At 37.5% G+C, this 24,335-nt stretch carries 19 protein-coding genes and 1 pseudogene; 5 read left to right on the top strand and 15 right to left on the bottom strand.

The annotated features are described in order from the left end of the window. The first annotated feature begins 13 nt into the window (after positions 1–13). Complete coding sequence (gene gcvP / locus NG743_RS23395; RefSeq protein ID WP_257120988.1) at positions 14–2,917, top strand: aminomethyl-transferring glycine dehydrogenase; 2,904 nt, start codon at positions 14–16, stop codon at positions 2,915–2,917. Between the two features lie 52 nt (positions 2,918–2,969). Here gcvP and NG743_RS23390 read toward each other — a convergent pair whose 3' ends face one another. The 5 genes and pseudogenes from NG743_RS23390 to NG743_RS23370 all read right to left on the bottom strand — a co-directional run bounded on the left by NG743_RS23390 (position 2,970) and on the right by NG743_RS23370 (position 10,664). Further along, positions 2,970–4,208, bottom strand: a complete 1,239-nt coding sequence (locus NG743_RS23390) for a GTPase (protein WP_257120987.1) — start codon at positions 4,206–4,208, stop codon at positions 2,970–2,972. A gap of 207 nt (positions 4,209–4,415) precedes the next feature. Next, entirely contained in the window at positions 4,416–5,033 is a 618-nt protein-coding gene (locus NG743_RS23385; protein WP_257120986.1) for a hypothetical protein, read from the bottom strand. A 1,038-nt stretch (positions 5,034–6,071) separates the two neighbouring features. After that, a complete protein-coding gene (locus NG743_RS23380) occupies positions 6,072–6,503 on the bottom strand; it encodes a helix-turn-helix domain-containing protein (RefSeq protein ID WP_257120985.1) in 432 nt (143 codons plus the stop codon). Positions 6,504–6,610: 107 nt separating this feature from the next. Then, positions 6,611–6,919, bottom strand: coding sequence for a type II toxin-antitoxin system HigB family toxin (locus NG743_RS23375; RefSeq protein WP_257120984.1), 309 nt, complete (start codon positions 6,917–6,919; stop codon positions 6,611–6,613). A gap of 3,344 nt (positions 6,920–10,263) precedes the next feature. After that, positions 10,264–10,664, bottom strand: a pseudogene (locus NG743_RS23370) (GxxExxY protein). Positions 10,665–11,143: 479 nt separating this feature from the next. Here NG743_RS23370 and NG743_RS23365 point away from each other — a divergent pair. Beyond that, positions 11,144–11,332 (top strand): type II toxin-antitoxin system VapB family antitoxin, encoded by a 189-nt coding sequence (locus NG743_RS23365; protein WP_027401606.1) that lies wholly within the window; start codon positions 11,144–11,146, stop codon positions 11,330–11,332. Positions 11,333–11,381: 49 nt separating this feature from the next. On the opposite strand, the gene NG743_RS23360 is transcribed toward NG743_RS23365, so the two are convergent. The 5 genes from NG743_RS23360 to NG743_RS23340 all read right to left on the bottom strand — a co-directional run bounded on the left by NG743_RS23360 (position 11,382) and on the right by NG743_RS23340 (position 16,763). Further along, on the bottom strand, positions 11,382–11,681 hold the full coding sequence (locus NG743_RS23360) for a type II toxin-antitoxin system RelE/ParE family toxin (RefSeq protein WP_257120983.1): 300 nt from the start codon (positions 11,679–11,681) through the stop codon (positions 11,382–11,384). Next, on the bottom strand, positions 11,678–11,944 hold the full coding sequence (locus tag NG743_RS23355) for a ribbon-helix-helix domain-containing protein (protein WP_027401608.1): 267 nt from the start codon (positions 11,942–11,944) through the stop codon (positions 11,678–11,680). Before NG743_RS23355 ends, NG743_RS23360 begins: the two co-directional genes overlap by 4 nt. A 237-nt stretch (positions 11,945–12,181) precedes the next feature. Beyond that, positions 12,182–13,432: a DUF4912 domain-containing protein gene (locus NG743_RS23350; protein WP_027401609.1), complete on the bottom strand. Its 1,251-nt coding sequence runs from the start codon at positions 13,430–13,432 to the stop codon at positions 12,182–12,184. 482 nt (positions 13,433–13,914) lie between these two features. Then, positions 13,915–16,203: an IMS domain-containing protein gene (locus NG743_RS23345; protein WP_257120982.1), complete on the bottom strand. Its 2,289-nt coding sequence runs from the start codon at positions 16,201–16,203 to the stop codon at positions 13,915–13,917. Between the two features lie 251 nt (positions 16,204–16,454). After that, positions 16,455–16,763, bottom strand: coding sequence for a DUF3067 family protein (locus NG743_RS23340; RefSeq protein WP_027401611.1), 309 nt, complete (start codon positions 16,761–16,763; stop codon positions 16,455–16,457). 467 nt (positions 16,764–17,230) lie between these two features. Between NG743_RS23340 and petC the strand changes: the two genes are divergently transcribed. The 3 genes from petC to NG743_RS23325 all read left to right on the top strand — a co-directional run bounded on the left by petC (position 17,231) and on the right by NG743_RS23325 (position 20,770). Then, positions 17,231–17,770 (top strand): cytochrome b6-f complex iron-sulfur subunit, encoded by a 540-nt coding sequence (gene petC / locus NG743_RS23335; RefSeq protein ID WP_027401612.1) that lies wholly within the window; start codon positions 17,231–17,233, stop codon positions 17,768–17,770. 106 nt (positions 17,771–17,876) lie between these two features. Beyond that, positions 17,877–18,878, top strand: a complete 1,002-nt coding sequence (gene petA / locus NG743_RS23330) for a cytochrome f (RefSeq protein ID WP_027401613.1) — start codon at positions 17,877–17,879, stop codon at positions 18,876–18,878. 665 nt (positions 18,879–19,543) lie between these two features. Continuing rightward, complete coding sequence (locus tag NG743_RS23325; protein ID WP_257120981.1) at positions 19,544–20,770, top strand: molybdopterin molybdotransferase MoeA; 1,227 nt, start codon at positions 19,544–19,546, stop codon at positions 20,768–20,770. A 113-nt stretch (positions 20,771–20,883) separates the two neighbouring features. On the opposite strand, the gene NG743_RS23320 is transcribed toward NG743_RS23325, so the two are convergent. The 5 genes from NG743_RS23320 to ftsH3 form a co-directional block, all read right to left on the bottom strand. Continuing rightward, on the bottom strand, positions 20,884–21,330 hold the full coding sequence (locus NG743_RS23320) for a hypothetical protein (protein ID WP_193964711.1): 447 nt from the start codon (positions 21,328–21,330) through the stop codon (positions 20,884–20,886). A gap of 13 nt (positions 21,331–21,343) precedes the next feature. Beyond that, complete coding sequence (locus NG743_RS23315) at positions 21,344–21,658, bottom strand: hypothetical protein (protein ID WP_193964710.1); 315 nt, start codon at positions 21,656–21,658, stop codon at positions 21,344–21,346. A 140-nt stretch (positions 21,659–21,798) separates the two neighbouring features. Further along, positions 21,799–22,143, bottom strand: coding sequence for a type II toxin-antitoxin system PemK/MazF family toxin (locus NG743_RS23310; RefSeq protein ID WP_193964709.1), 345 nt, complete (start codon positions 22,141–22,143; stop codon positions 21,799–21,801). After that, a complete protein-coding gene (locus NG743_RS23305; protein ID WP_096666011.1) occupies positions 22,130–22,369 on the bottom strand; it encodes a glycosyl hydrolase family 31 in 240 nt (79 codons plus the stop codon). Before NG743_RS23305 ends, NG743_RS23310 begins: the two co-directional genes overlap by 14 nt. A gap of 113 nt (positions 22,370–22,482) precedes the next feature. Beyond that, positions 22,483–24,327, bottom strand: a complete 1,845-nt coding sequence (gene ftsH3, locus NG743_RS23300) for an ATP-dependent zinc metalloprotease FtsH3 (protein ID WP_027401619.1) — start codon at positions 24,325–24,327, stop codon at positions 22,483–22,485. Positions 24,328–24,335: the final 8 nt, after the last annotated feature.

The following is a 24,335-nucleotide window of genomic DNA, read 5'->3' as shown; positions in this document are numbered from 1 at the left end:
TGGAGAACAACTTGTGGTAGCTAATCCCCCGCGCACTCAACCTCACACTAGTCAAAAATTAGGCAACTTTGCACAAAGACACATTGCACCAAAACCCGATGATGTTCAGCAAATGCTAGATTTATTAGGTCTTTCCAGCCTTGATGATCTAATTGATAAAACAGTACCACAGGCAATCCGGTTTCATCAAACCCTAAACCTACCAGCAGCACAAAGCGAATTTGCAGCACTGGCAAAATTAAAGCAAATAGCTGATAAAAATCAGGTTTATCGCTCATTTATCGGCATGGGATATTATGACTGTATTACCCCTACCGTCATTCAACGCAACATCTTAGAAAATCCCGGTTGGTATACAGCTTACACCCCTTATCAGCCAGAAATTGCCCAAGGACGTTTGGAAGCGTTATTAAATTTCCAAACCATGATTATTGACTTAACGGGTTTAGAAATTGCTAACGCCTCTTTGCTTGACGAAGGGACAGCAGCCGCAGAAGCGATGACCATGAGTTATGGTGTGTGCAAAAATACATCCCATAGCTATTTTGTTTCTAGTGAATGTCATCCTCAAACCATTGATGTTTTGCAAACACGCGCCAAACCTTTAGGCATAAACATCATTATCGGTGATCATCAAACCTTTGATTTTACCGAAACTATCTTTGGTGCAGTTCTGCAATATCCCGCAACTGACGGGACAATTTACGACTATCGCCATTTTATCACACAGTCCCATGCTCAGGGTGCATTGGTGACAATAGCCGCAGATCCTTTAAGTTTAACATTACTCACACCCCCCGGTGAATTAGGGGCTGATATTGCTGTAGGCAGCACCCAACGCTTCGGTATTCCCTTGGGATTTGGGGGACCACACGCTGCTTATTTTGCCACGAAGGAAGAGTATAAACGGCTCGTTCCAGGGCGTATTGTAGGGGTATCAAAAGATATTTATGGTAAACCTGCATACCGTTTAGCTTTGCAAACCCGTGAACAACACATCCGCAGAGATAAGGCCACCAGTAATATTTGCACGGCACAGGTTTTATTGGCAGTGATGGCGAGTATGTATGCAGTTTATCATGGACCCGATGGACTCAGAGCGATCGCCCAAAATATCCATGAACTTACCGCAACTTTAGCCGCAGGATTGCAAAAGTTAGGTTATAAAATCAGTTCGGAAAACTTCTTTGATACCTTGCGGGTAGAATTAGGAAATACCAAATTAGAAGCAATTCTCGACGCTGCACATGAGAGAAATATCAACTTGAGAATTTTTGATAATTCCACAGTTGGTATTTCCTTAGATGAAACTACAACAGAAACAGATTTAATTGATATTTGGCAAATTTTCGCACTCAAAGATCAACTACCTTTTACTGTGGAAGAATTACCAATTACCAATTCTCAATTATCACGTCAAAGTAAATATCTTACCCATCCAGTTTTTAACCGTTACCATTCTGAAACTGAGTTATTACGTTATTTACATCAACTAGAAAGCAAGGATTTATCATTAACCACCTCAATGATTCCCTTGGGTTCTTGTACCATGAAGTTAAACGCAACTTCGGAAATGATTCCCGTCACTTGGGCAGAATTTGGTAAAATCCATCCTTTTGCGCCAATTTCCCAAACTAGAGGTTATCAAATCCTCTTCCAACAACTAGAAGCATGGTTATCAGAAATTACAGGTTTTGCGGGAATTTCCTTACAACCAAATGCAGGTTCTCAAGGTGAATATGCGGGACTTTTGGTAATTCATGAATATCATCAAAGTCGGGGAGAAGGACACAGAAACGTTTGTTTAATTCCCCAATCTGCACATGGTACAAATCCCGCGAGTGCGGTAATGTGTGGAATGAAAGTAGTGGGAGTTGCTTGTGATGATCACGGTAATATTGATGTTGAAGATCTAAAAGCCAAAGCTGAAAAACATAGTCATGAATTATCAGCTTTAATGGTGACATATCCATCAACTCATGGAGTATTTGAAGAAGCAATTCAAGAAATTTGTGGTGTAATTCATTCTCACGGTGGACAAGTTTACATGGACGGAGCTAATATGAATGCCCAAGTAGGTATTTGTCGTCCTGGTGATATTGGTGCAGATGTCTGTCATTTGAACTTACACAAAACTTTCTGTATTCCTCATGGTGGTGGTGGTCCCGGTATGGGTCCCATTGGTGTCGCTTCCCACCTTGTCCCGTTTTTACCAGGACATTTTGTGACGACAATACAGGAAAATAATCCAAAATCCAAAATCCAAAATCCAAAATCAAGTGGTGCTGTTTCTGCTGCACCTTGGGGTAGTGCAAGTATCCTAGTGATTTCTTGGATGTATATTATCATGATGGGTGCAGATGGGTTGACGGAAGCAACCAAAATTGCGATTTTGAATGCTAATTACATGGCTAAGAAATTGGAATCATATTATCCGGTTTTGTATCAGGGAAAAAATGGTTTGGTGGCACATGAATGTATTTTAGATTTGCGAAGTTTGAAGAAATCCGCGCAGATTGAAATTGATGATGTTGCGAAGCGGTTAATGGATTATGGTTTTCATGCACCTACTGTTTCTTGGCCTGTTGCTGGGACAATTATGGTTGAACCAACGGAAAGTGAATCTAAACAGGAATTAGATAGATTTTGTGATGCTTTGATTGCCATTCGTGAGGAAGTTGCGGCAATTGAATCTGGTAAAATGGATATTCACGATAATCTTTTGAAAAATGCCCCTCACACTGCGGAAAGTTTGATTGTTGGTGAGTGGAATCATCCCTATTCCCGTGAACAAGCTGCTTATCCTGCACCTTGGAATAAGGAATATAAGTTCTGGCCAAGTGTGGGGAGAATAGATGCTGCTTTTGGGGATAGGAATTTTGTTTGTTCTTGTTTACCGATGGAGGCTTATAGTTAATTAATTGTAGGGTGCGTTACATTTCATTAACGCACCCTACGGGCTGATATTTTTAATCACTTTTGCCATTGTTGAGAAAATATGCGATCGCTGTATCTCCTAAACCTTGTGTGGCGATCACTCCAGCACTCGCAGCCAACACACTACCATAACCAGGTAGAAATTTTAAAGCAATATCAGCCATACTCACAAATCCAGCATTTGCACCTACAGTTACTCCTCCTGTTACAAAAAGGTCTTTGCGCGTTTGTAGCGTTTGTAGCGTTTGTACGGAAAATTCTCTGCCACTAAGCCAGCCAATATACATCACCATAAAAGCTTGAATACCGAAGACTATTGGTATTGCTGCACCTGGAATTGGGTTAGCAGAAACAAAACCAGATAAAACAGTACAGGCTGTAACAACTGTTCTAGCGACACTCAATTGAAACTCTGTAATATGAGCCATTCGGGACAAAGATCCGCGTGTCTCCCTTGGCGTATACTTAATCATTGTTTCCACTAATTCTGTAATATTCCACCGATAATCTTGATCAGATAGAATCAAACCATTTTTACCATCTTCATATTCAGCATACGCAACAGTCGGAACAACATTTTTTACATGATCTCGTAATTCGGATCTTTCTTTTAAAAAAGCGAAAAAACTTTTAACTTGTTCCTCAACATTACGGTTTTTTCTTTCATTTTCAGTTGGCAAAGGCACTCTCGGAGGAGATAATTCATCGCACTTCGTAAGAACTCCAATAATAGGCAATTTACGCTGATACTGCTTGTTAATTTCTTTAACCACTAATTCACACTCATCAAGGTCTTTTCCACTAGCACTATGAACCTCTGTAGCCTTACACAAAAAGAGAATAACATCTGGACATTTTTTTTTAACAGCTTGCATTATACTGTCATAAGGTGTTTCTGCTGAATCATATTGCCTTGGTTCTTGAGCCTCTTGTAATCCTCTTGTGTCCAGGATGTGAAGCAAATCACTACCTTCATGGTAGTAATTTTTCCATTCAGCCTTGCCTGTTTCTGGTTCTGTATCGCTGACTTCTGCAACTTTTAAACCACAAATGGCATTAATTAGGGATGATTTACCACTTCTAGCACGACCAATTACCATAACTCGTGGTGGACGTATTCCTTGCATTACAGAACGTAAATTTTCTAATTTTTCGTGAATATCGCTTTTCATTCCCAAAATGTTTGGTAGTTTGTCTATATATTTCAAGAGTTCTGTTACTAGAAATTCGTTACGATCCAATGCTTCGCTTACTTCCTGAGAATCAGTCATATTTCTAACTCCAAATTTGAATATCATTAAAAGGTCATGATTTATAAACATGATGATTATACACTTGTATGGGCAAAGTGCGATCGCTCATCTTCTAGCTTAGATTAAGTTAGTTAATTGTAGGGTGCATTATTGAAATGTAACGCACTATTTTGATTGTGAATAAGGTGCGTTACGCTGACGCTAACGCACCCTACGGACTACAGACTATTCTTTACCGCCGCCAAAAAGTTTGTAGATTCCGTATCCAATAGCACCAGCAGCAACTACAGGCGCAGCAGCAACTATAGCAGTACCAGCAATCGCACCTCCACCTACAACACCACCAATACCTGCAAGGGTACTCATAATTGCAGCACCAGAAGCACCAGCCACTACCGTTACAGCACCAGCACCAGCTACACCAGCCGCAGCCCCAATATTTGTAGCGGTTCTTGCTGCTGAACGAGCATTACATTCTTTATCAGACAAACCAGGTTCTTCTTTAAACAAAGTTTCGTTAAGTATTTTTGCTCCAGCATAAGCCGGACCTCCAGCGAACACAGCAGGTCCGGCGGCCATCCCACCACCTACTATACCACCAGCAGCAGCTAGACCTGAAGCGATTCCTGCTCCCGAAGTTGCAGCAACAGTTAACCCTGTAGCTGTACCGATAGCAGCACCAACAGCGATACCAGTCTCTCCAACAGATTGTATTACCTTTGTGTTGCTTAGTTCAATGCCTGGATCACAATTAGCAAAAGCTGGACTAACAAAACTGTTTAAAATTATCACACAGGTAAGAATCACTGTCAAAAAAGAACGAACGATTTTGATATGTAGCATAGTCCTCAATCTATTGCAACAGAGTAATTATTCTAATATATTAATATTCAACTGTATATTTTAAAAGCAATATATTTACTGATTTTAACAAGAAGTTATATGCTATTTGTTAAGTAATAACACTGTAAAAGCATAAACAAGGTACACAAAAACTCAGTTTTAGTGCGATACTGCTTAGGAATCGCTCATCTTCTAGCTTAGATTAAGGAACGCAACCCAACATAATGAAAATATCTGATTCATATTTTTTGTCAGAATCAGGATATCCAGGATTAACGGATTTTCAGGATTGTTATTTGTAAGCTATTAGTGGGATGATGAAATTGTAATTGTCTGAATCAGGATGTCCAGGATTTTAGGATTTACAGGATTGTTATTGAGGAATTGTCTGTGAATATTGAAAAATGATAATTACAATTACAGGATATTATCTATCATCCAAAAATTGCCATTTTTCCTAAACAATAAAAAAATTACATCCTGTACATCCTCCAATCCTGGTTATCCTGATTCAGACAGATTGTGATTGATGAATTGTCTGTGAATATTGAAAAATGATAATTACAATCACAGGATATTATCTATCATCCAAAAATCGCCATTTTTCCTAAACAATAAAAAAATTACATCCTGTACATCCTCCAATCCTGGTTATCCTGATTCAGACAGATTGTGATTGATGAATTGTCTGTGAATATTGAAAAATGATAATTACAATCACAGGATATTATCTATCATCCAAAAATTGCCATTTTTCCTAAACAATAAAAAAATTACATCCTGTACATCCTCCAATCCTGGTTATCCTGATTCAGACGGATTGTTATTGATGAATTGTCTGTGAATATTGAAAAATGATAATTACAATCACAGGATATTATCTATCATCCAAAAATTGCCATTTTTCTAAACAATAAAAAAATTATATCCTGTACATCCTCTAATCCTGGTTATCCTGATTCAGATAGAGACAGTTAATTGTAGGGTGCGTTAATGAAATGTAACGCGCGATTTTGATTTTGTTATTGAAATAGTGCGTTATGCTACTTCTAAAAAATCTCTTTCTGATGGATTTTTTGGAAAGAATACAGCGGCTGAAACATTAAAAAACTTTGCCAGCTTTTCAATATGTTCAACTGTTAATTTACGCTTCTTTTTAAGTACATCGGAAACAATTGACTCGGTTTTAAAAATAGGAACTAAATCTTTTTGTTTCAGATTTAATTCCGCGATTAAAACTTTTAAAAGTTCTACTCCATAGATATCTGGAATCAGATTTTGTTTTTCCTCATATTCATAAATTAAAATTCCCAGTAAATCCAAATAGTCTTCTTCTTCCTCTGTTAGTTCCCCCTTGTCAAGTAGATTATCAACAACTGCTTGAATTTTTTCTAAATCTTCTTCATTCTTTATAGAACGTGGGGGGAAAGATACAAGTAATTGTGTATAGCTGCTGTGATGATTCAACATTTGTTCATTATGGTATTATTTGCTTAAATATTAGGACTAAAAATATTAGGACTAAGATTGAATAATACCAATCTTAGTTTTACCTAATTTATCAATCCTAATTAGTATTAGCTATTAAACCATTCATCATCTTTCCATTTATCTCTATCATATTCTGCATGAGTAAGAAATTCACGGATATATATGACTTTGGTTTTATAGTTAATACAAGTTATTAACCGATACTTATTTCCTCCAATGTCAAAAATAACAAAGTTTTTAACTAAGTCAGGTGCAAAAACGGAACTAGCTTTTATTTCACTAAAACTCTTCCAGTCTTGCTCCTTTACAAGCTTCTTCCAGGCTTGTATGCTAGATTCGGCATCAGAGTGTTTTTCACAAGCTTTTTTAAGTTTGGTTTCTGAAATAATCCGCATATATGTATGGTTTTCCTCTACATTTTATAATCAAAATCATACTTACCTCTTACATTAGTTCTAAGTGAATTAATTAAAAGGCCTTAAAAAGGCTGTAAAATAATCTTAGCAAAATGCGAATTTAAAAGCAAGTATTTAATTTATAATTATTTTACTTGAATCTTTTTACTCTTAGTCCTTACGTACAAGTCACGGAAAGTATTGGTGGGATGCTGAAATTGTAATTGTCAGAATCAGGATGTCCAGGATTTTAGGATTTACAGGATTGTTATTGAGGAATTGTCTGTGAATATTGAAAAATGATAATTACAATTACAGGATATTATCTATCATCCAAAAATTGCCATTTTTCCTAAACAATAAAAAAATTACATCCTGTACATCCTCTAATCCTGGTTATCCTGATTCTGACAGATTGTTATTGATGAATTGTCTGTGAATATTGAAAAATGATAATTACAATCACAGGATATTATCTATCATCCAAAAATCGCCATTTTTCCTAAACAATAAAAAAATTACATCCTGTACATCCTCCAATCCTGGTTATCCTGATTCTGACAGATTGTTATTGAGGAATTGTCTGTGAATATTGAAAAATGATAATTACAATTACAGGATATTATCTATCATCCAAAAATTGCCATTTTTCCTAAACAATAAAAAAATTACATCCTGTACATCCTCCAATCCTGGTTATCCTGATTCAGACAAATTGTTATTGATGAATTGTCTGTGAATATTGAAAAATGATAATTACAATCACAGGATATTATCTATTATCCAAAAATTGCCATTTTTCCTAAACAATAAAAAAATTACATCCTGTACATCCTCCAATCCTGGTTATCCTGATTCAGACAAATTGTTATTGATGAATTGTCTGTGAATATTGAAAAATGATAATTACAATCACAGGATATTATCTATTATCCAAAAATTGCCATTTTTCCTAAACAATAAAAAAATTACATCCTGTACATCCTCCAATCCTGGTTATCCTGATTCAGACAAATTGTTATTGATGAATTGTCTGTGAATATTGAAAAATGATAATTACAATCACAGGATATTATCTATTATCCAAAAATTGCCATTTTTCCTAAACAATAAAAAAATTACATCCTGTACATCCTCCAATCCTGGTTATCCTGATTCAGACAAATTGTTATTGAGGAATTGTCTGTGAATATTGAAAAATGATAATTACAATTACAGGATATTATCTATCATCCAAAAATCGCCATTTTTCCTAAACAATAAAAAAATTACATCCTGTACATCCTCCAATCCTGGTTATCCTGATTCTGACAGATTGTTATTGATGAATTGTCTGTGAATATTGAAAAATGATAATTACAATCACAGGATATTATCTATCATCCAAAAATTGCCATTTTTCCTAAACAATAAAAAAATTACATCCTGTACATCCTCTAATCCTGGTTATCCTGATTCTGACAGATTGTTATTGATGAATTGTCTGTGAATATTGAAAAATGATAATTACAATCACAGGATATTATCTATCATCCAAAAATCGCCATTTTTCCTAAACAATAAAAAAATTACATCCTGTACATCCTCCAATCCTGGTTATCCTGATTCAGACGGATTGTTATTGATGAATTGTCTGTGAATATTGAAAAATGATAATTACAATCACAGGATATTATCTATCATCCAAAAATTGCCATTTTTCCTAAACAATAAAAAAATTACATCCTGTACATTCTCCAATCCTGGTTATCCTGATTCAGACGGATTGTTATTGATGAATTGTCTGTGAATATTGAAAAATGATAATTACAATCACAGGATATTATCTATCATCCAAAAATTGCCATTTTTCCTAAACAATAAAAAAATTACATCCTGTACATTCTCCAATCCTGGTTATCCTGATTCAGACGGATTGTTATTGATGAATTGTCTGTGAATATTGAAAAATGATAATTACAATCACAGGATATTATCTATCATCCAAAAATTGCCATTTTTCCTAAACAATAAAAAAATTACATCCTGTACATCCTCCAATCCTGGTTATCCTGATTCAGACGGATTGTTATTGATGAATTGTCTGTGAATATTGAAAAATGATAATTACAATCACAGGATATTATCTATCATCCAAAAATTGCCATTTTTCCTAAACAATAAAAAAATTACATCCTGTACATCCTCCAATCCTGGTTATCCTGATTCAGACAAATTGTGATTGATGAATTGTCTGTGAATATTGAAAAATGATAATTACAATCACAGGATATTATCTATCATCCAAAAACCGCCATTTTTCCTAAACAATAAAAAAATTACATCCTGTACATCCTCCAATCCTGGTTATCCTGATTCAGACAAATTGTGATTGATGAATTGTCTGTGAATATTGAAAAATGATAATTACAATCACAGGATATTATCTATCATCCAAAAATTGCCATTTTTCCTAAACAATAAAAAAATTACATCCTGTACATCCTCCAATCCTGGTTATCCTGATTCAGACGGATTGTTATTGATGAATTGTCTGTGAATATTGAAAAATGATAATTACAATCACAGGATATTATCTATCATCCAAAAATTGCCATTTTTCCTAAACAATAAAAAAATTACATCCTGTACATCCTCCAATCCTGGTTATCCTGATTCAGACGGATTGTTATTGATGAATTGTCTGTGAATATTGAAAAATGATAATTACAATCACAGGATATTATCTATCATCCAAAAATTGCCATTTTTCCTAAACAATAAAAAAATTACATCCTGTACATCCTCCAATCCTGGTTATCCTGATTCTGACAGATTGTTATTGATGAATTGTCTGTGAATATTGAAAAATGATAATTACAATCACAGGATATTATCTATCATCCAAAAATCGCCATTTTTCCTAAACAATAAAAAAATTACATCCTGTACATCCTCCAATCCTGGTTATCCTGATTCTGACAGATTGTTATTGAGGAATTGTCTGTGAATATTGAAAAATGATAATTACAATTACAGGATATTATCTATCATCCAAAAATTGCCATTTTTCCTAAACAATAAAAAAATTACATCCTGTACATCCTCCAATCCTGGTTATCCTGATTCAGACAGATTGTTATTTATGAATTGTCTGTGAATATTGAAAAATGATAATTACAATCACAGGATATTATCTATCATCCAAAAATTGCCATTTTTCCTAAACAATAAAAAAATTACATCCTGTACATCCTCCAATCCTGGTTATCCTGATTCAGACAAAAAAAGCTCAAAATCCCCACTTCAAATAAACAACAACATCCTGAATATCCTCTAATCCTGGAAATCCTGATTCTGACAAATTAACCCTGATATCTAGAATTAAAAACCTTCTTATATTCCAACTTTAACGCACCAAAATTAATCAATAAACCCACAGGAAAATTATAAGCTACCAAATAATTTTTCGCTTGCGCTAAATGAACATCTTCTAAATTAATTATCGCTTTCAACTCCACCACAACCTGATTTTCAACTATAAAATCCGCCCTTCTTGTTCCTACTTCAATTCCTCATAATAAATTACTTGTTCTACCTCTCTTCCAAAACCTAAACCTGATTTTTTGAGTTCAATTTCCATACATCTTTGATAAATAACTTCCTGAAAACCATTTCCCAAAGTTCGGTGTATTTTCATTGCACAGCCATTTATTATGTATGTGATTTCGTCTAATTTTTTATTTGGGGTATTAGGTGTGTTCATGGATTTACATGATTGTTATTTGTAGGTTATTGGTGGGATGCTGAAATTGTAATTGTCTGAATCAGGATGTCCAGGATTTTAGGATGTACAGGATTGTTATTGATGAATTGTCTGTGAATATTGAGATATTATAAAATATAGTTACACCAACAGTCAACAAATAACAACAAATAATTTAACGGATAATTTATTATCTAACATCCTAAAATCTGTACTTCTCATAGACAATCAAACAACAACATCCTGAAAATCCTCAAATCCTGGTTATCCTGATTCTGACAAATTGTGATTGATGAATTGTCTGTGAATATTGAAAAATGATAATTACAATCACAGGATATTATCTATCATCCAAAAATTGCCATTTTTCCTAAACAATAAAAAAATTACATCCTGTACATCCTCTAATCCTGGTTATCCTGATTCTGACAAAATAATGTATAATACACATATTCATACACATAATTTACTTAAAGATCATGCGAACCAATATTGAACTTGACGACGGATTAGTAGAAGAAGCATTTCGTTTAACTAACGTGCGAACCAAAAAAGAATTAATTCATCTAGCATTACAAGAACTAATTCGCGTTCGTAAAAAACGGAATTTACTTGATTTAAGTGGACAAATTCAATTTACTCCTGACTACGATTACAAAGCACGATAACCACCTGATTCTGACAGAAAAGATATTATGACAGGGATACCTGTTAATTTTATTGAGAATCATCAAACATAGATGAAAGATCACGACGACCACTTACCACTCGTAAAATTTCAACTCCATCATCCAATACTCGATAAAAAATTATATATCCTTCAAGGGATAATCCGCGTAAATCAGGGTTGATTTCTGAGTAGCTTTTACCACTATTAGGAAAGGAAACTAATTGTGTACATTTGCGGTTAAACTCCTGAAAAAATTTTTCACCTGCTTCTAAGTTTTTTTGTGAGAAGTATTCAGCAATTTCATTCAGGTCATAACTAGCGAGAATATTAATAACATAACGATTCATTTTTGCACCTGTCTTTGTTGCTGAAAACGATCTAAAATTTGATTAACAAATGTTTCTCCATCAATAGGTGGTGTGTGTTCAGAAATTGAAATTGCTGCATCAATTTTTTCTCGCACTTTCTTAACCCATTCTGTCTCATTCCGATCATACTCATCTAGTAAATGGAAAGCAATTTCCATCAGTTGTTCTACCGATTGGTATTTTCCTGTTTGCAGTTTTGTTTGAATAAAGTCTTCTTGTTTTGGTGTTAGATTGATAGTCATAGTGAGTTATAGTCAATTTTTGCTAGGTATATACAAACTATTGTAATCTAATTTTAGACTCTAGGAAATAGCGATCGCCATAACTGTATATTTTGGTGAAAGTTTATAAATATTATAACATCCTGTAAATCCTTAAATCCTAGACATCCTGATTCAGACAATAAAAAACCCGCTACAGGCATCCTATAACGGGTGAATTTATTAATTGCAGTTATGGTTAATCTTCAAATACAGAACTTATACCATCCATTCCAAAACAGCTTCATCTTTGGTATTAGTATTACGAGAAGGTGTTTCGCGCTCAAACTTCATGTGAATAGAACGGGTTTGTTCACCATCAGCCGCAACAGCTAAAATTGGGTAGTCAATTAAACCATCTTGGAAAGACATTTGGAAGCGGAATGTACCATCGGAATTAAGTTTAATGGGACGACCACCAATGGTTACAGTTGCATCAGGTTCGGTTGCACCGTAGACAATCAATTCAGCATCAGCAACTAACCAGAATTTGCGAGGACGCGCAGGAACAGCAGAAGCGGAGAAACCGGACATTCCCACACCGGACATAGTTAAACCAGATACGGTAGGAATAGCCCACATACCTACACCAGATGGGAAAACGTAGGAACTGAGAGCTTGTTCGGGAGCAGCAGAACCGGGGACGTGCTGCATAGAACCGAATATAGAACCTGCAACCCGTTGAGCTTCAGCGGATTCTGCTAGACCAAAGATTTGTTCGTAAATGGGATTTCCACCACCCGCAGCAGCAGTAGCAGTAGCAGTTGGTAATTTCTTGGATGGGGGAACTAGTTCGTAGAAGGTCTTACCACGTAGGTCTTCTTCAAAGTCTACGGTGATGAAGACATCTTCAATCCAGTCAGCAGGATAGACGGGGGGAATATGCACTCTCGCGGAACGCGCTAATACCAACCAACCACCATCAGCGGTGCGATAACCAACATCTATCACATAATCGCGATCGCTCACGGGAATTGGCAAATACCATTCTCTTGCTAGTTCATCAGCAGGGTATTCTTGAATACTGTGGGGACTTTGATAATCTAGATCAACATCAGTGACATCATAAATCCGCAAAGCTAGGGTTTGTCCACCTTGACGACGCAGTGCTTCTTTATGGTCGTTAGGAATATCCCAGTAAGTGTAAGCCCATTGAGGATCACGAGGTAACAGAACAATCCGACTGTCACCATAACCAGCTGGTAAATCTGCTAGTGCTTCATCAACATCAGCGAGAGAACCACCAGTCCGATCTTCTTGACCTAACTCAAATTTTGCTGCTTCCACGGTTTCTTGTGCCTCCAGATTAGGGGATGAACTGAGCGAGAATTTACTATTTTGAACGTCTTCAATTGATGCTAATAACTGCGATTTACGCATTCTGCTATAACGAGATATACAGTATTCACTGGCAACTTTGCGTAATTGCCGTAAGGTCATCTCTTCTAGCGGTGGGCGTTCTTTTGCCATTGATTTGGACTCCAGTAGTTTGAAAGGTAAAGTATTGTTTCCGGGTTAAAAAGTTTGATTAAATATCGTCTACCCAGATTTTTTTATTCCTGACTCCCGGTTTTGCCCCAGTTTTAAATTTGTTTACTGTTTGTTTTTTATTAAGATACTAACTCATCAAAATTCCTGGTTATGCCGTTGTTTTGCATTTATTGAGGATTGCAAAGAGTTGTTAGGTAAATATTAACCAGTAAAACTATCTAGGGATCAAGGGGTCTAAAGATAGGTTTTACTATATTTCACGTAGTTATCAGCCATGCGGGGATCAATATGTCATGAAATCTTAACATAGCGATCTCAGTCAGGGCATAAGTGTCAAAGTTTCATGACATTAAGGGAAGAGTCAGGAGGTAGGGGCGCGGGACCCACGCCCAGTCAGGAGTCAGGATGAAGAAAGAAATTTTTCCCCTCTTGCCTCTTGCCTCTTGCCTCTTGTCTCCAACTTACAAAAAATTCTGAATCACTGACATTTTCTGAATCAGCCATTTGCCTTCTTTGCGAACCAAATCATAACGAACCCGCAAGTTTTCACTAGAAGACTTTTGCTGCTGACTATTTCGATAGAACTTAGTAACTTCTTGTACCTGAGCGTCTACAGATACATAATCTTTGTCCGTTCCCTTGTTAGAGACAGTGACTATTTCCACATTATGCTTGTACTGGCGATGGCGTTGATCTTCTTGTTCTTGCTGGGCTACTGACTGCCATTGGGATAAAACTGCACCTGTTAAAATTTCCTTTAAACCATCAATGTCATGATTTTGCCCCAAAGCTGAGGTTTTGGCAGATAACCAAGTTTCAATTACTTCCTTTGCTGTCTCCTTGGTCAGTTCTTCATTATTGGTGGCTTCAGGTTCGCTGTTGGGGTCAGGAATGTTGATGGGTGGTTGATTTAGTTGTATTGCTAACTGTTCTCCCTTTAATGATGGACTGGGAAAGAAGATGTTTTTGACTAAGCCAAAAGTTGTTGATACTAATAACGAAAGAATTAATACTCCTCCCAATGAGAAAAAAACTAACCAAACTAAGCGTGTTTTTGGATCTAGACTACTGAGAAAATTAGCTTGAGACTGGATGAATCGCTGGGGAAGTGTATTAGCAGTCGGTTTGCGTCTTCTGCGTTTGGGAGACTGCTGGTTTGTTACTGTCGTCGGATGATCATTAACTGGATGTGTTCTTCTGTTTGGGTTTGCTGCTGTTAAGGGTATTTGTGATATTTGATTTCCCTCATTTCCATCTGTTGATGGATGATTCCACCTCGGTATAGAACCCTGGGAAGATTCAGGTTGAGGTCGAGGATGGGTTTCTGGTAACTCAGGATTGACTGGTTGATGATGTTGTGGTGCTTGTGTGGTGTTATTATTATGGTGACGGTAATGATGAATATCTGGCTGGGGAAAGGATTGATGGTTAATTACTGCCCATTCATTGGTAATTTGGGCATCGTTGGGTAAAGATTCTAGATAAGCTTGAACTTGTCTATCAGCAAAGTATTCTTTTAACGAGGCTTGCTGTTTTGCTAAATCTCGAAAGTGGGGAAATACTTCTTGCTGTAACCATTGTTCACTGTATAAGCATAGTCCGGGTAATAGGTCTGGTGAGTCTTGCGATTTTTCCCGAATAAAAGCTAAGGCTTCATATTCTTGACTTAGTTCTAAGACACGGGTGGCTTCTTCCGTTTGTCCCATGAGTAAAGCACAAAGGGATTGTTCTAAATGCACGTCTTGGCGTTTGCCTAATTGCATTAATAGTTGCTTGGCTTGACGAATTAATGCTGGTTGGCGTTGGGCAAAACCTCTGGCGATTAAGGAATATACTGCTAAATATGTAGCCACGGCTGAGGGGCGTTTACTTTCTAATTCAAAGAGTTTATGCTGTTCTGAGACTGTTAAATAATGGCGAATTTGTTGGATAAATCGTAAAAAGTCATCTATGTTAAGTCCTGATTGATCGTTGCCTGTGCCATCAATGCCGCCACGATCTTCTAGGATACTTTGTAATAATTCTAATCCTTGCCGACGTTTGGGAATCTGTGTTTGTGGTAGTGCTAATAGTTCCAAGATGCGATAGGGACGCAGTTTGTAAAGATCAGCGGTCATTTCGGCGCGGACGCTGGGAAATAAGCCTTCCCGTGCTAATAATTCCTCACCAGTTTCTAAAGATATGGCGGCATTTTCATAGTGACCTTGCTGCCATTCTTCCCGTCCTAGTTCTAGGCAAGCTAGGGAGACGGTGAGGATAATGTCTGGTAGGTCTGGGTTTTCAGGAGTTTCTGCTTGGGTAGTACGATGACCTGTTTTGAGACTAATTGGACTAGGTTTATTAACTAGGTACGGGCGACCGAGTTTTAATACTAATTCATATTCTCCTAGTTCTTGGAGTATTAACAAAGAACCAATAAATCGCTCTGGGGTGATTTCGATGCTGAGACTTTGAGCATCTTGGTCTTTGGGGTTGGTATCTACTAGATTTTCCTGTAAACCTGTATCAGCAGTTTTGCTAGGAGTATAAACGTGAGCCAGATAAAGCTGATCGTAGGCTTTGCGCTCATCGGTATTTAATAAAACCATATAAGCTTCTTCAATCAGCTTCTTGCGAGAAGATATAGATGTAGTCGAATATTCCCGTCGGGGCAATTGGACAATGCGATCGCTGTATGCCTGTCGCAATTGTTCCTCATTTGCCACCAACGGTAATCCTAGAATTCGGTAATAATCGAGCGGAATTCGCACAGCTTACGTCCCCTGCACTGTGTTCTCGTAGCATCTCGTAAAAATTAACATAATTTACCTGGAGCGTTCCAGGCTTCTAAAACCGTCCCATAATCATAGCCTGATTAATACCGTGTTGACCTAGTACAATAAGTGTAGATAGTAACAGATATCTAATTCTTTGCCGTTAATTTTTTTATATCTTCAGTTTAATGTCACTGAATCAGGAGTTAGGAGTCAGGAGCAAACCCTTATTACCTATTACCTGATTTTTAAACAATCCATTCTGAAGCGCGTTCACCCAAATCAAGAGGTATGCTAACCGCTTTCCCAAGACGAGGACGCTCTTTGGTTTCTAGAATAAAAGTTTGTACTTGTTGTATTCCGCCTAAAGCATTAAGATAATTGACAATGCTGTCCAGATGATCTTGATAATCTATTTCGCTCATGGGGAAAGAAACTTGTCCAAAGTATTTCCACATGATTTGCAGAAATATTTTCCCTTGGGTGCGGCGAAACTGGACATCATAAGGTTGTCCCCATTTATCAATCAACAGTTGGCGTAATTCCTTTCCAGTCATAGTAATTTTAGATTTTAGATTTTGGATTTTAGATTTTGGATTTTAGATTTTGGTAATTGGTAATTGGTAATTAGACAATTACTTCTCCCTGCTCCCTGCCCCCTGCCCCCTGCTCCCTGCCCCCTGCCCCCTGCTCCCTGCCCCCTGCCCCCTGCCCCCTGCTCCCTGCTCCCTGCCCCCTGCCCCCTGCTCCCTGCCCCCTGCCCCCTGCCCTGTTCCCTATTCCCTATTCCCTGTTCCCTTAGCTTATCTAGATTTTACATTTAGTTATGATATTAAGTTCCGTGACTCCAGTATGATAGGGATATAAAGAAATGTAATGCTAACGGAAGAGATGCTCACTATGTCTTGCAACTAAGAATTATGGCATCGCTATGAGCGTTATGATTTCAATTCAGATGAGAGTGGCTCTTGTGCTGGTACTCTTGTCAAAATGATTAATAAATTACACAAACAGCGCGGAGATTATGGCTCAATTTTCAGAAATTACAGACGTTCCCGATATGGGTCGTCGTCAGTTTATGAACCTGCTCACTTTCGGGACTGTTACCGGGGTGGCCTTGGGTGCATTGTACCCTGTTATTAACTACTTTATCCCTCCTGCTAGTGGTGGTGCTGGTGGCGGTACTGTAGCCAAGAATGAACTAGGTAATGATGTTAGTGTGAGCAAGTTTCTGGATAGTCATAATGTAGGCGATCGCACTCTGGTGCAAGGACTCAAGGGAGATCCTACCTATATTGTGGTGGAAAGTAAAGAAGCGATCGCTGACTACGGGATTAATGCTATTTGTACCCATTTAGGTTGTGTTGTACCTTGGAACGTGGCTGAGAATAAGTTTAAATGCCCTTGTCATGGTTCACAATATGACGCTACTGGTAAAGTAATTCGTGGTCCTGCACCAAAATCCTTAGCTCTAGCCCATGCCAACGTAGAAGACGACAAAATTCTACTCACACCTTGGACAGAAACCGATTTCCGCACCGGGGATGCCGCTTGGTGGGCTTAATGCATTAGTCTCCAGTCAACAATCTAGGGCTTTTTATCAACTCTTGACCAATGACTACTGACCAATGACAAATGACCAATAACCACTGACAAATGACTTTATAGAGATGAGAAATGCCCTTACACCTGCGAAATTAACTCGCACTGCTAAAGCAATGGTTAAGACATTGCTAATAGCGATCGCTACTGTTACCTTTTTATTCACTAGCGATATAGCCGTCCCACAAACTGCCGCCGCCTATCCCTTTTGGGCGCAACAAACCGCTCCTGCCACCCCCCGCGAAGCCACAGGGCGAATTGTTTGCGCTAACTGTCACCTAGCTGCTAAACCCACAGAAGTAGAAATTCCTCAATCTGTACTTCCTGACACTGTATTTAAAGCCGTTGTCAAAATCCCTTACGATACCACCGTGCAACAAGTTGGTGCTGATGGTTCTAAGGTTGGTTTAAATGTTGGTGCTGTATTAATGTTGCCCGAAGGCTTCAAGATTGCCCCAGAAGATCGCATTCCTGAAGAAATGAAAGCAGAAGTGGGTGATATGACATTCACCCCTTACAACGACACCACAGATAATGTTGTCATTGTTGGTCCATTACCCGGTGAAGAATATCAAGAAATCGTCTTCCCGATTCTTTCTCCTAACCCCGCCACAGACAAAAATATCCACTTTGGCAAATACTCTGTTCATGTAGGCGGTAATCGCGGACGTGGACAAGTTTACCCCACAGGTGAGAAGAGCAATAATAACTTATTCAACGCTTCTGCTGCCGGTACAATTAGCAAAATTGCTCAAACAGAAGATGAAGACGGTAACGTTAAGAATCTAATCAGCATCACAACCGCAACTGGTGATGTCGTTACCGATACAGTTCCCGTTGGACCTGAATTAATTGTGACTCAAGGACAAGCCGTTGCCATTGGTGATGCTTTAACCAACAACCCCAATGTTGGTGGTTTTGGTCAAAGAGATGCAGAAATTGTTTTGCAAGACTCTTCTAGAGTTACATGGTTAGTTGCTTTTATCTGTTTAGTGATGATGGCACAAATCATGCTAGTTCTCAAGAAGAAACAAGTAGAAAAAGTCCAAGCTGCGGAAATGAATTTCTAAATCATAACTATGATTGGTGTGATTTATTTGATTTAGATACTTCATAAATCTGAAAAATCACTGTTGAGAATGATTACAAATTCTTTGCTAGATCATCGGTTATTTGACAGGCTTTTTGCCTGTCTTTTTTCTTATCATGGGCAATAAACTGATCAAAGTTCTCAAATCCAATGTTTATTTGCTATAAGTAGGTGAACCGAAAAATTTAAAGGTATGTGAAGAAAAGTAAAATCGCCCAAAACTCTCTCCCTGTTCCCTGTTCCCTGTTCCCTGTTCCCTTGCCCCAACGACAATTTTTAACGCCAACCTACTTAGTCCCCCCTTTCCCCTTGTAATAAAAATCTAGTACAAAACGGCGTAAATAAACCAACCATTCTCAATCCTCCAAAGGCCTATACTGTCTTCATTTTGACTTTTGACTTTTGACTTTTGACTTCCGCCTTGCGGTACTAGTTCCCTCCCCAAAGCATCGGGGAGGGTTAGGGAGGGGTAATTTGAGGAATAATGGTGATTCGATAACTTGTGTGTACACCGTAGCCTTTATAAAGGGAGGGTTAGGGAGGGGTAAAACATTTAATACAGCAATCATGACTTTTCAGACAACCTCTCAATAATAAAAGTTAATTAATCTTAATTTCTAACAGTAACTAACTAAATCATCCACTATGTTATCCGTTAAAGATGCAGAAACGATTATTTTCAATCATGTTCAACCTTTAAATCAAGAACATGATCTTGAAGTTGTTGATTTATTGACAGCATTTCACCGAATTTTAGCAACTCCTGTAATTAGTTCTTTAGATTTTCCCCATTGGGATAATTCCGCAATGGATGGTTTTGCAGTGCGTTATGAAGATGTGCAAAATTCCACTTCTGAAAATCCGACAATTTTAGAAGTTGTCGAAGAGATTCCCGCAGGATATCAACCTCAAAATACTATTCAACCAGGACAAGCAGCAAGGATTTTCACTGGTGCAATAATCCCAAAAGGTGCGGATACTGTAGTTATGCAGGAAAAAACTAAATTGCAGGAAAACCAAGTTTTTATTTTTGCTACACCGCAACCCCAAGAATTTATTAGACACCAAGGAGACTTTTACCAAGCCGGAAAAGAACTTTTACCAGCAGGAATTCCCCTCAATGCAGCGGAAATTGCTATTTTAGCCGCAGCACAATTGCCAGAAATCAGTGTTTTCCGTCGTCCACGAGTGGCAATTTTTTCTAGTGGTGACGAATTGGTAACACCAGAACAAACCCTAAAACCTGGACAAATAGTAGATTCTAACCAATATGCTTTAGTTGCTTTGGTGCAAGAATTGGGTGCAGAAGTGTTAATGTTAGGAATTGTTAAAGATAATCAAACTGCTTTAACAGAAACTATAAATTACGCCATTAATCATGCGGATATAGTTCTTTCTTCTGGTGGAGTTTCCGTAGGTGATTATGATTATATTGATAATATATTAGCATCTTTGGGAGCAGAAATTCATTTTCGTGCTGTGCAGATGCGTCCAGGAAAACCTCTCACATTTGCCACATTTCCCAACTCCCTTTATTTTGGTTTACCAGGAAATCCCGTTTCGGCTTTAGTGACATTTTGGCGATTTGTAAAACCGACAATTAAAAAACTTTCAGGAATTAATCGAGGTTGGGAAGCAAAACTTTTAAAAGTAAAATCCCATTGCGAATTAAAATCTAACGGAAAAATGGAAACTTATATTTGGGGTACTTTAAATTTAAATGATGGTATTTATGAATTTCATCAAACAAGTGGTAATTTAAATTCTGGAAACTTAATTAACTTATCCCAAACTAATGCTTTAGCAATTTTACCATTGGGAAAAACCTTAATTTTACCAGGAGAAGAAACCTTAGTTTTGCGAATAGGATAAAATAAAATGAACTCTCTGCAACTCTGCGCCTCTGCGTGCAAAAATAGATTACTTTCATAAGTCTAGCTATATTTTGTTGGGTTTCACTTCGTTCTACCCAACCTACAATTATCTTAGGTATTAGTAAATTGTCTTTTATCAAGCAGAGGAGAATCTATATCTAAAAGCCAATTTTCATCAACAAATTCCAGATTTTCATTATAGATAAGAACTAACTCACCTATATTTTGAATAATTGGACTTCCGAATGGGTAAGATTTATCATGGGGATCATGAGGGATCATTTTAGCATAAATAGTAGTAGTACCAATAAGAGAAAATTTGAGTTTTAGAAAACGTTTATCTTGGGTAACACCTACAAAACTACTAACTAATTCTGCTTCTATGGTATGAGGTAAGCTAATTGAGTCATAATATTCATCCTGTTCATCCCAATAACCATTGATTGTATAACAGCATTGTTCAAGATGTTTTTGAACAAGAGAATTAGGATCTAAATTTTCTAATATTTCAGTTAAATCTTGCCAGATTTGGTGATTTTTCAATTGAAGTGTAGTCATAATTTATTCTGGATTAATGTTGTGTTACAAAACCAGGAAAATGTAATATACCATTAACATATTTGGCGTGAAACCGTCTATCACCACCGTTACCTAACACTTTAGATTTTAAATTATATCCTTTTTCTTGAGAATCAACAAGCCCAATACTACCCTGTGGGTGTACTAACCCTTTCGCAATTGCCTTTAAATGCTTTCCTTTACCATCATATCTTATACCTAATTTTATTTGTTCGTCGCTAAATGAAACTTGCAAATCATAAGTTGAAGAATATACAACGTCAGGTTGAATATCTTGCCAATTATTGGGTAATGGTAAAACTTCCATGATATCTAACGGTTTACGGTTCTACGGATGTCTTTATAAAATCGAATAATTACATCAGTAGTGTTGAATCCTGCAACAAAACTTTACAATCTTTGCGTTTTACTCAGGTAAAATCCCTTGTCTATTATTGTTGTATGCAATTACTTGGTTAATTTAACTAAATATTGGCTTAAATTTTCTAATAATCTTTGATGTCTTTCCGTTGAAATTGCCCCAATTGAACCAATTATACTGTTACTATAAATAACGGTTAAAAAGCTTAATCGAATAACAGATTGACTAACTAAACCACTGAATTGAAAATCCTCATCTTCTGGTGAAATTATTTCATCAAAATTAGCAATATATTGTTTGAATTGGGTACTAATACCACAAACTAAAAAGTCTTGATATTTTGGCATTTCTTTTAAAATCAGCGCAGGACGATTTTTTATTCCTCCATTTGCTTGGGGAACAGGAGTTAATACAATATCACATTCTTTCATAATTCTTGTTATATTCTTTAATTAATTCTAGGGTATATTCTGGTTCATCATCTCCATAACATAGATTCAAATTTTTCAAAGAAAAATATTCCCAATCGTCTTGATTTTCCGTATCATTATCTACAATAATAGGTGTAATTAACACTTTTGTTCCTTCGGGAATAGACAAGGAATCAATTAATTCTATTTTCCCATTTTTAACAACTGCTAACTGTGGTGATATCATGGTTATATTTACTATTTTTCTCTATTTTAGCATCTTTAACATTAACAATAAAATAAGAAAAGGGTAATCCCAGAAAAACCAGAATTACCCCTATTTTAGATATTTAACAAAAATTACGCAAAAGCTGCCATTTTCACATCGTTATTACCAAGGATTTGTTGTAATTCCTCAGCGTCAACGGTTTCTTTATCTATCAGCATTTGAGCAATTTCATCTAAAACCTTGCGGTTACTGACTAATACTTCTTTAGCTCGAATATAAGCAGTATCAACTAATTTCCGAACTTCTTCGTCAATAGCAGCAGCGGTTTCTTCTGAGAAATCGCGTTCTGACATAATATCTCGACCCAGGAACATATTTCCTTGTTGACGACCCAGGGCTACTGGACCCAAGCGATCGCTCATGCCAAACCGAGTTATCATTTGTTTAGCTACTCTAGCCACTTGCTGTAAATCATTAGAAGCACCAGTAGTCACTTCCTCTTCACCAAAAATGATTTCTTCAGCCAGACGACCACCTAAAGCCACAGCCATTTGATTTTCCAAATAAGCACGGCTATATAAGCCAGTGTCCATGCGGTCTTCACTAGGAGTAAACCAAGTTAAACCACCGGCTTGACCACGAGGAATAATGCTAATCTTTTGCACAGGGTCATAGTCAGGCATTAAAGCCCCAACTAAAGCGTGACCTGCTTCATGGTATGCAACCAAAGTTTTGCGCTTTTCGCTCATTACCCGGTCTTTCTTTTCGGGTCCAGCTAATACACGGTCAATTGCATCATTAATTTCATCCATCGAAATTTCAGTTAAATTGCGACGGGCGGCTAGAATTGCGGCTTCATTCAACAGGTTAGATAAATCTGCACCGGTAAAACCAGGAGTCCGGCGGGCAATTTTATCCAAGTCTACATCTTTAGATAAAGTTTTACCACGGGCATGAACTCTGAGAATTTCACTTCTACCAGCGTAGTCGGGACGGTCAACCACAACTTGACGGTCAAAACGACCTGGACGTAATAAAGCAGCATCTAATACATCAGGACGGTTGGTAGCAGCAATAATAATAATACCAGTGTTACCTTCAAAACCATCCATTTCCGTTAGTAACTGGTTGAGGGTTTGTTCCCGTTCGTCGTTACCACCACCTAAACCAGCACCCCGTTGACGACCTACTGCGTCAATTTCATCAATAAAGACGATACAAGGAGCATTGGTTTTCGCTTGTTCAAATAAATCGCGGACACGGGAAGCACCCACACCAACGAACATTTCCACAAATTCAGAACCAGAAATTGAGAAGAAAGGAACACCTGCTTCTCCAGCAACAGCCCGCGCGAGGAGGGTTTTACCTGTACCAGGAGGACCAACTAAAAGTACACCTTTAGGAATTTTTGCACCAATAGCGGTAAAGCGATCGGCATTCTTTAAAAAGTCTACAACTTCATTTAATTCTAATTTGGCTTGGTCAATACCCGCAACGTCACCAAAGGTAACTTGAGTTTGGGGTTCCATTTGCACCCTGGCTTTAGATTTACCAAAGTTCATAGCTTGGCTACCTGGTCCACCTTGTGCGCGACGGAGGAGGAAAAATAAACCAACTAACAGCAATACAGGGAAGAATAAGCTGCTGAGAGCCTTAAACCAGAATCCTTCGTCTGCTTGAGGTAATACGGCAATATCAACACCTTTATTTGTCAGAGTGTTGATTAAATCTGGGTCATTAACTAAGGTAACAATCTTTTTGTTAGGGTCATATTTAGGTGTCACCAAGGCTGTAGACCGGTCGGAACTTAAACTGACTCTCTCAACTCTGCCTTTTTCGACTTCTTGGATAAATTGGCTGTAGCGCCATGTTTCTCGGCTTTGAGGTTGTTTGTCAAACAATGCCGTTCCTAGCGCAATAACCACTATAAAAAGGAGCGCGTACAGCCCCGTATTTCGCCATTTTTTATTATTCACCGATGTTG

Origin of the sequence: Dolichospermum heterosporum TAC447, assembly GCF_024584745.1 — a bacterium.
In the GTDB taxonomy this organism is placed as follows: Bacteria; Cyanobacteriota; Cyanobacteriia; order Cyanobacteriales; family Nostocaceae; genus Dolichospermum; species Dolichospermum heterosporum.
This window is presented reverse-complemented; position numbering and strand designations above follow the sequence as displayed.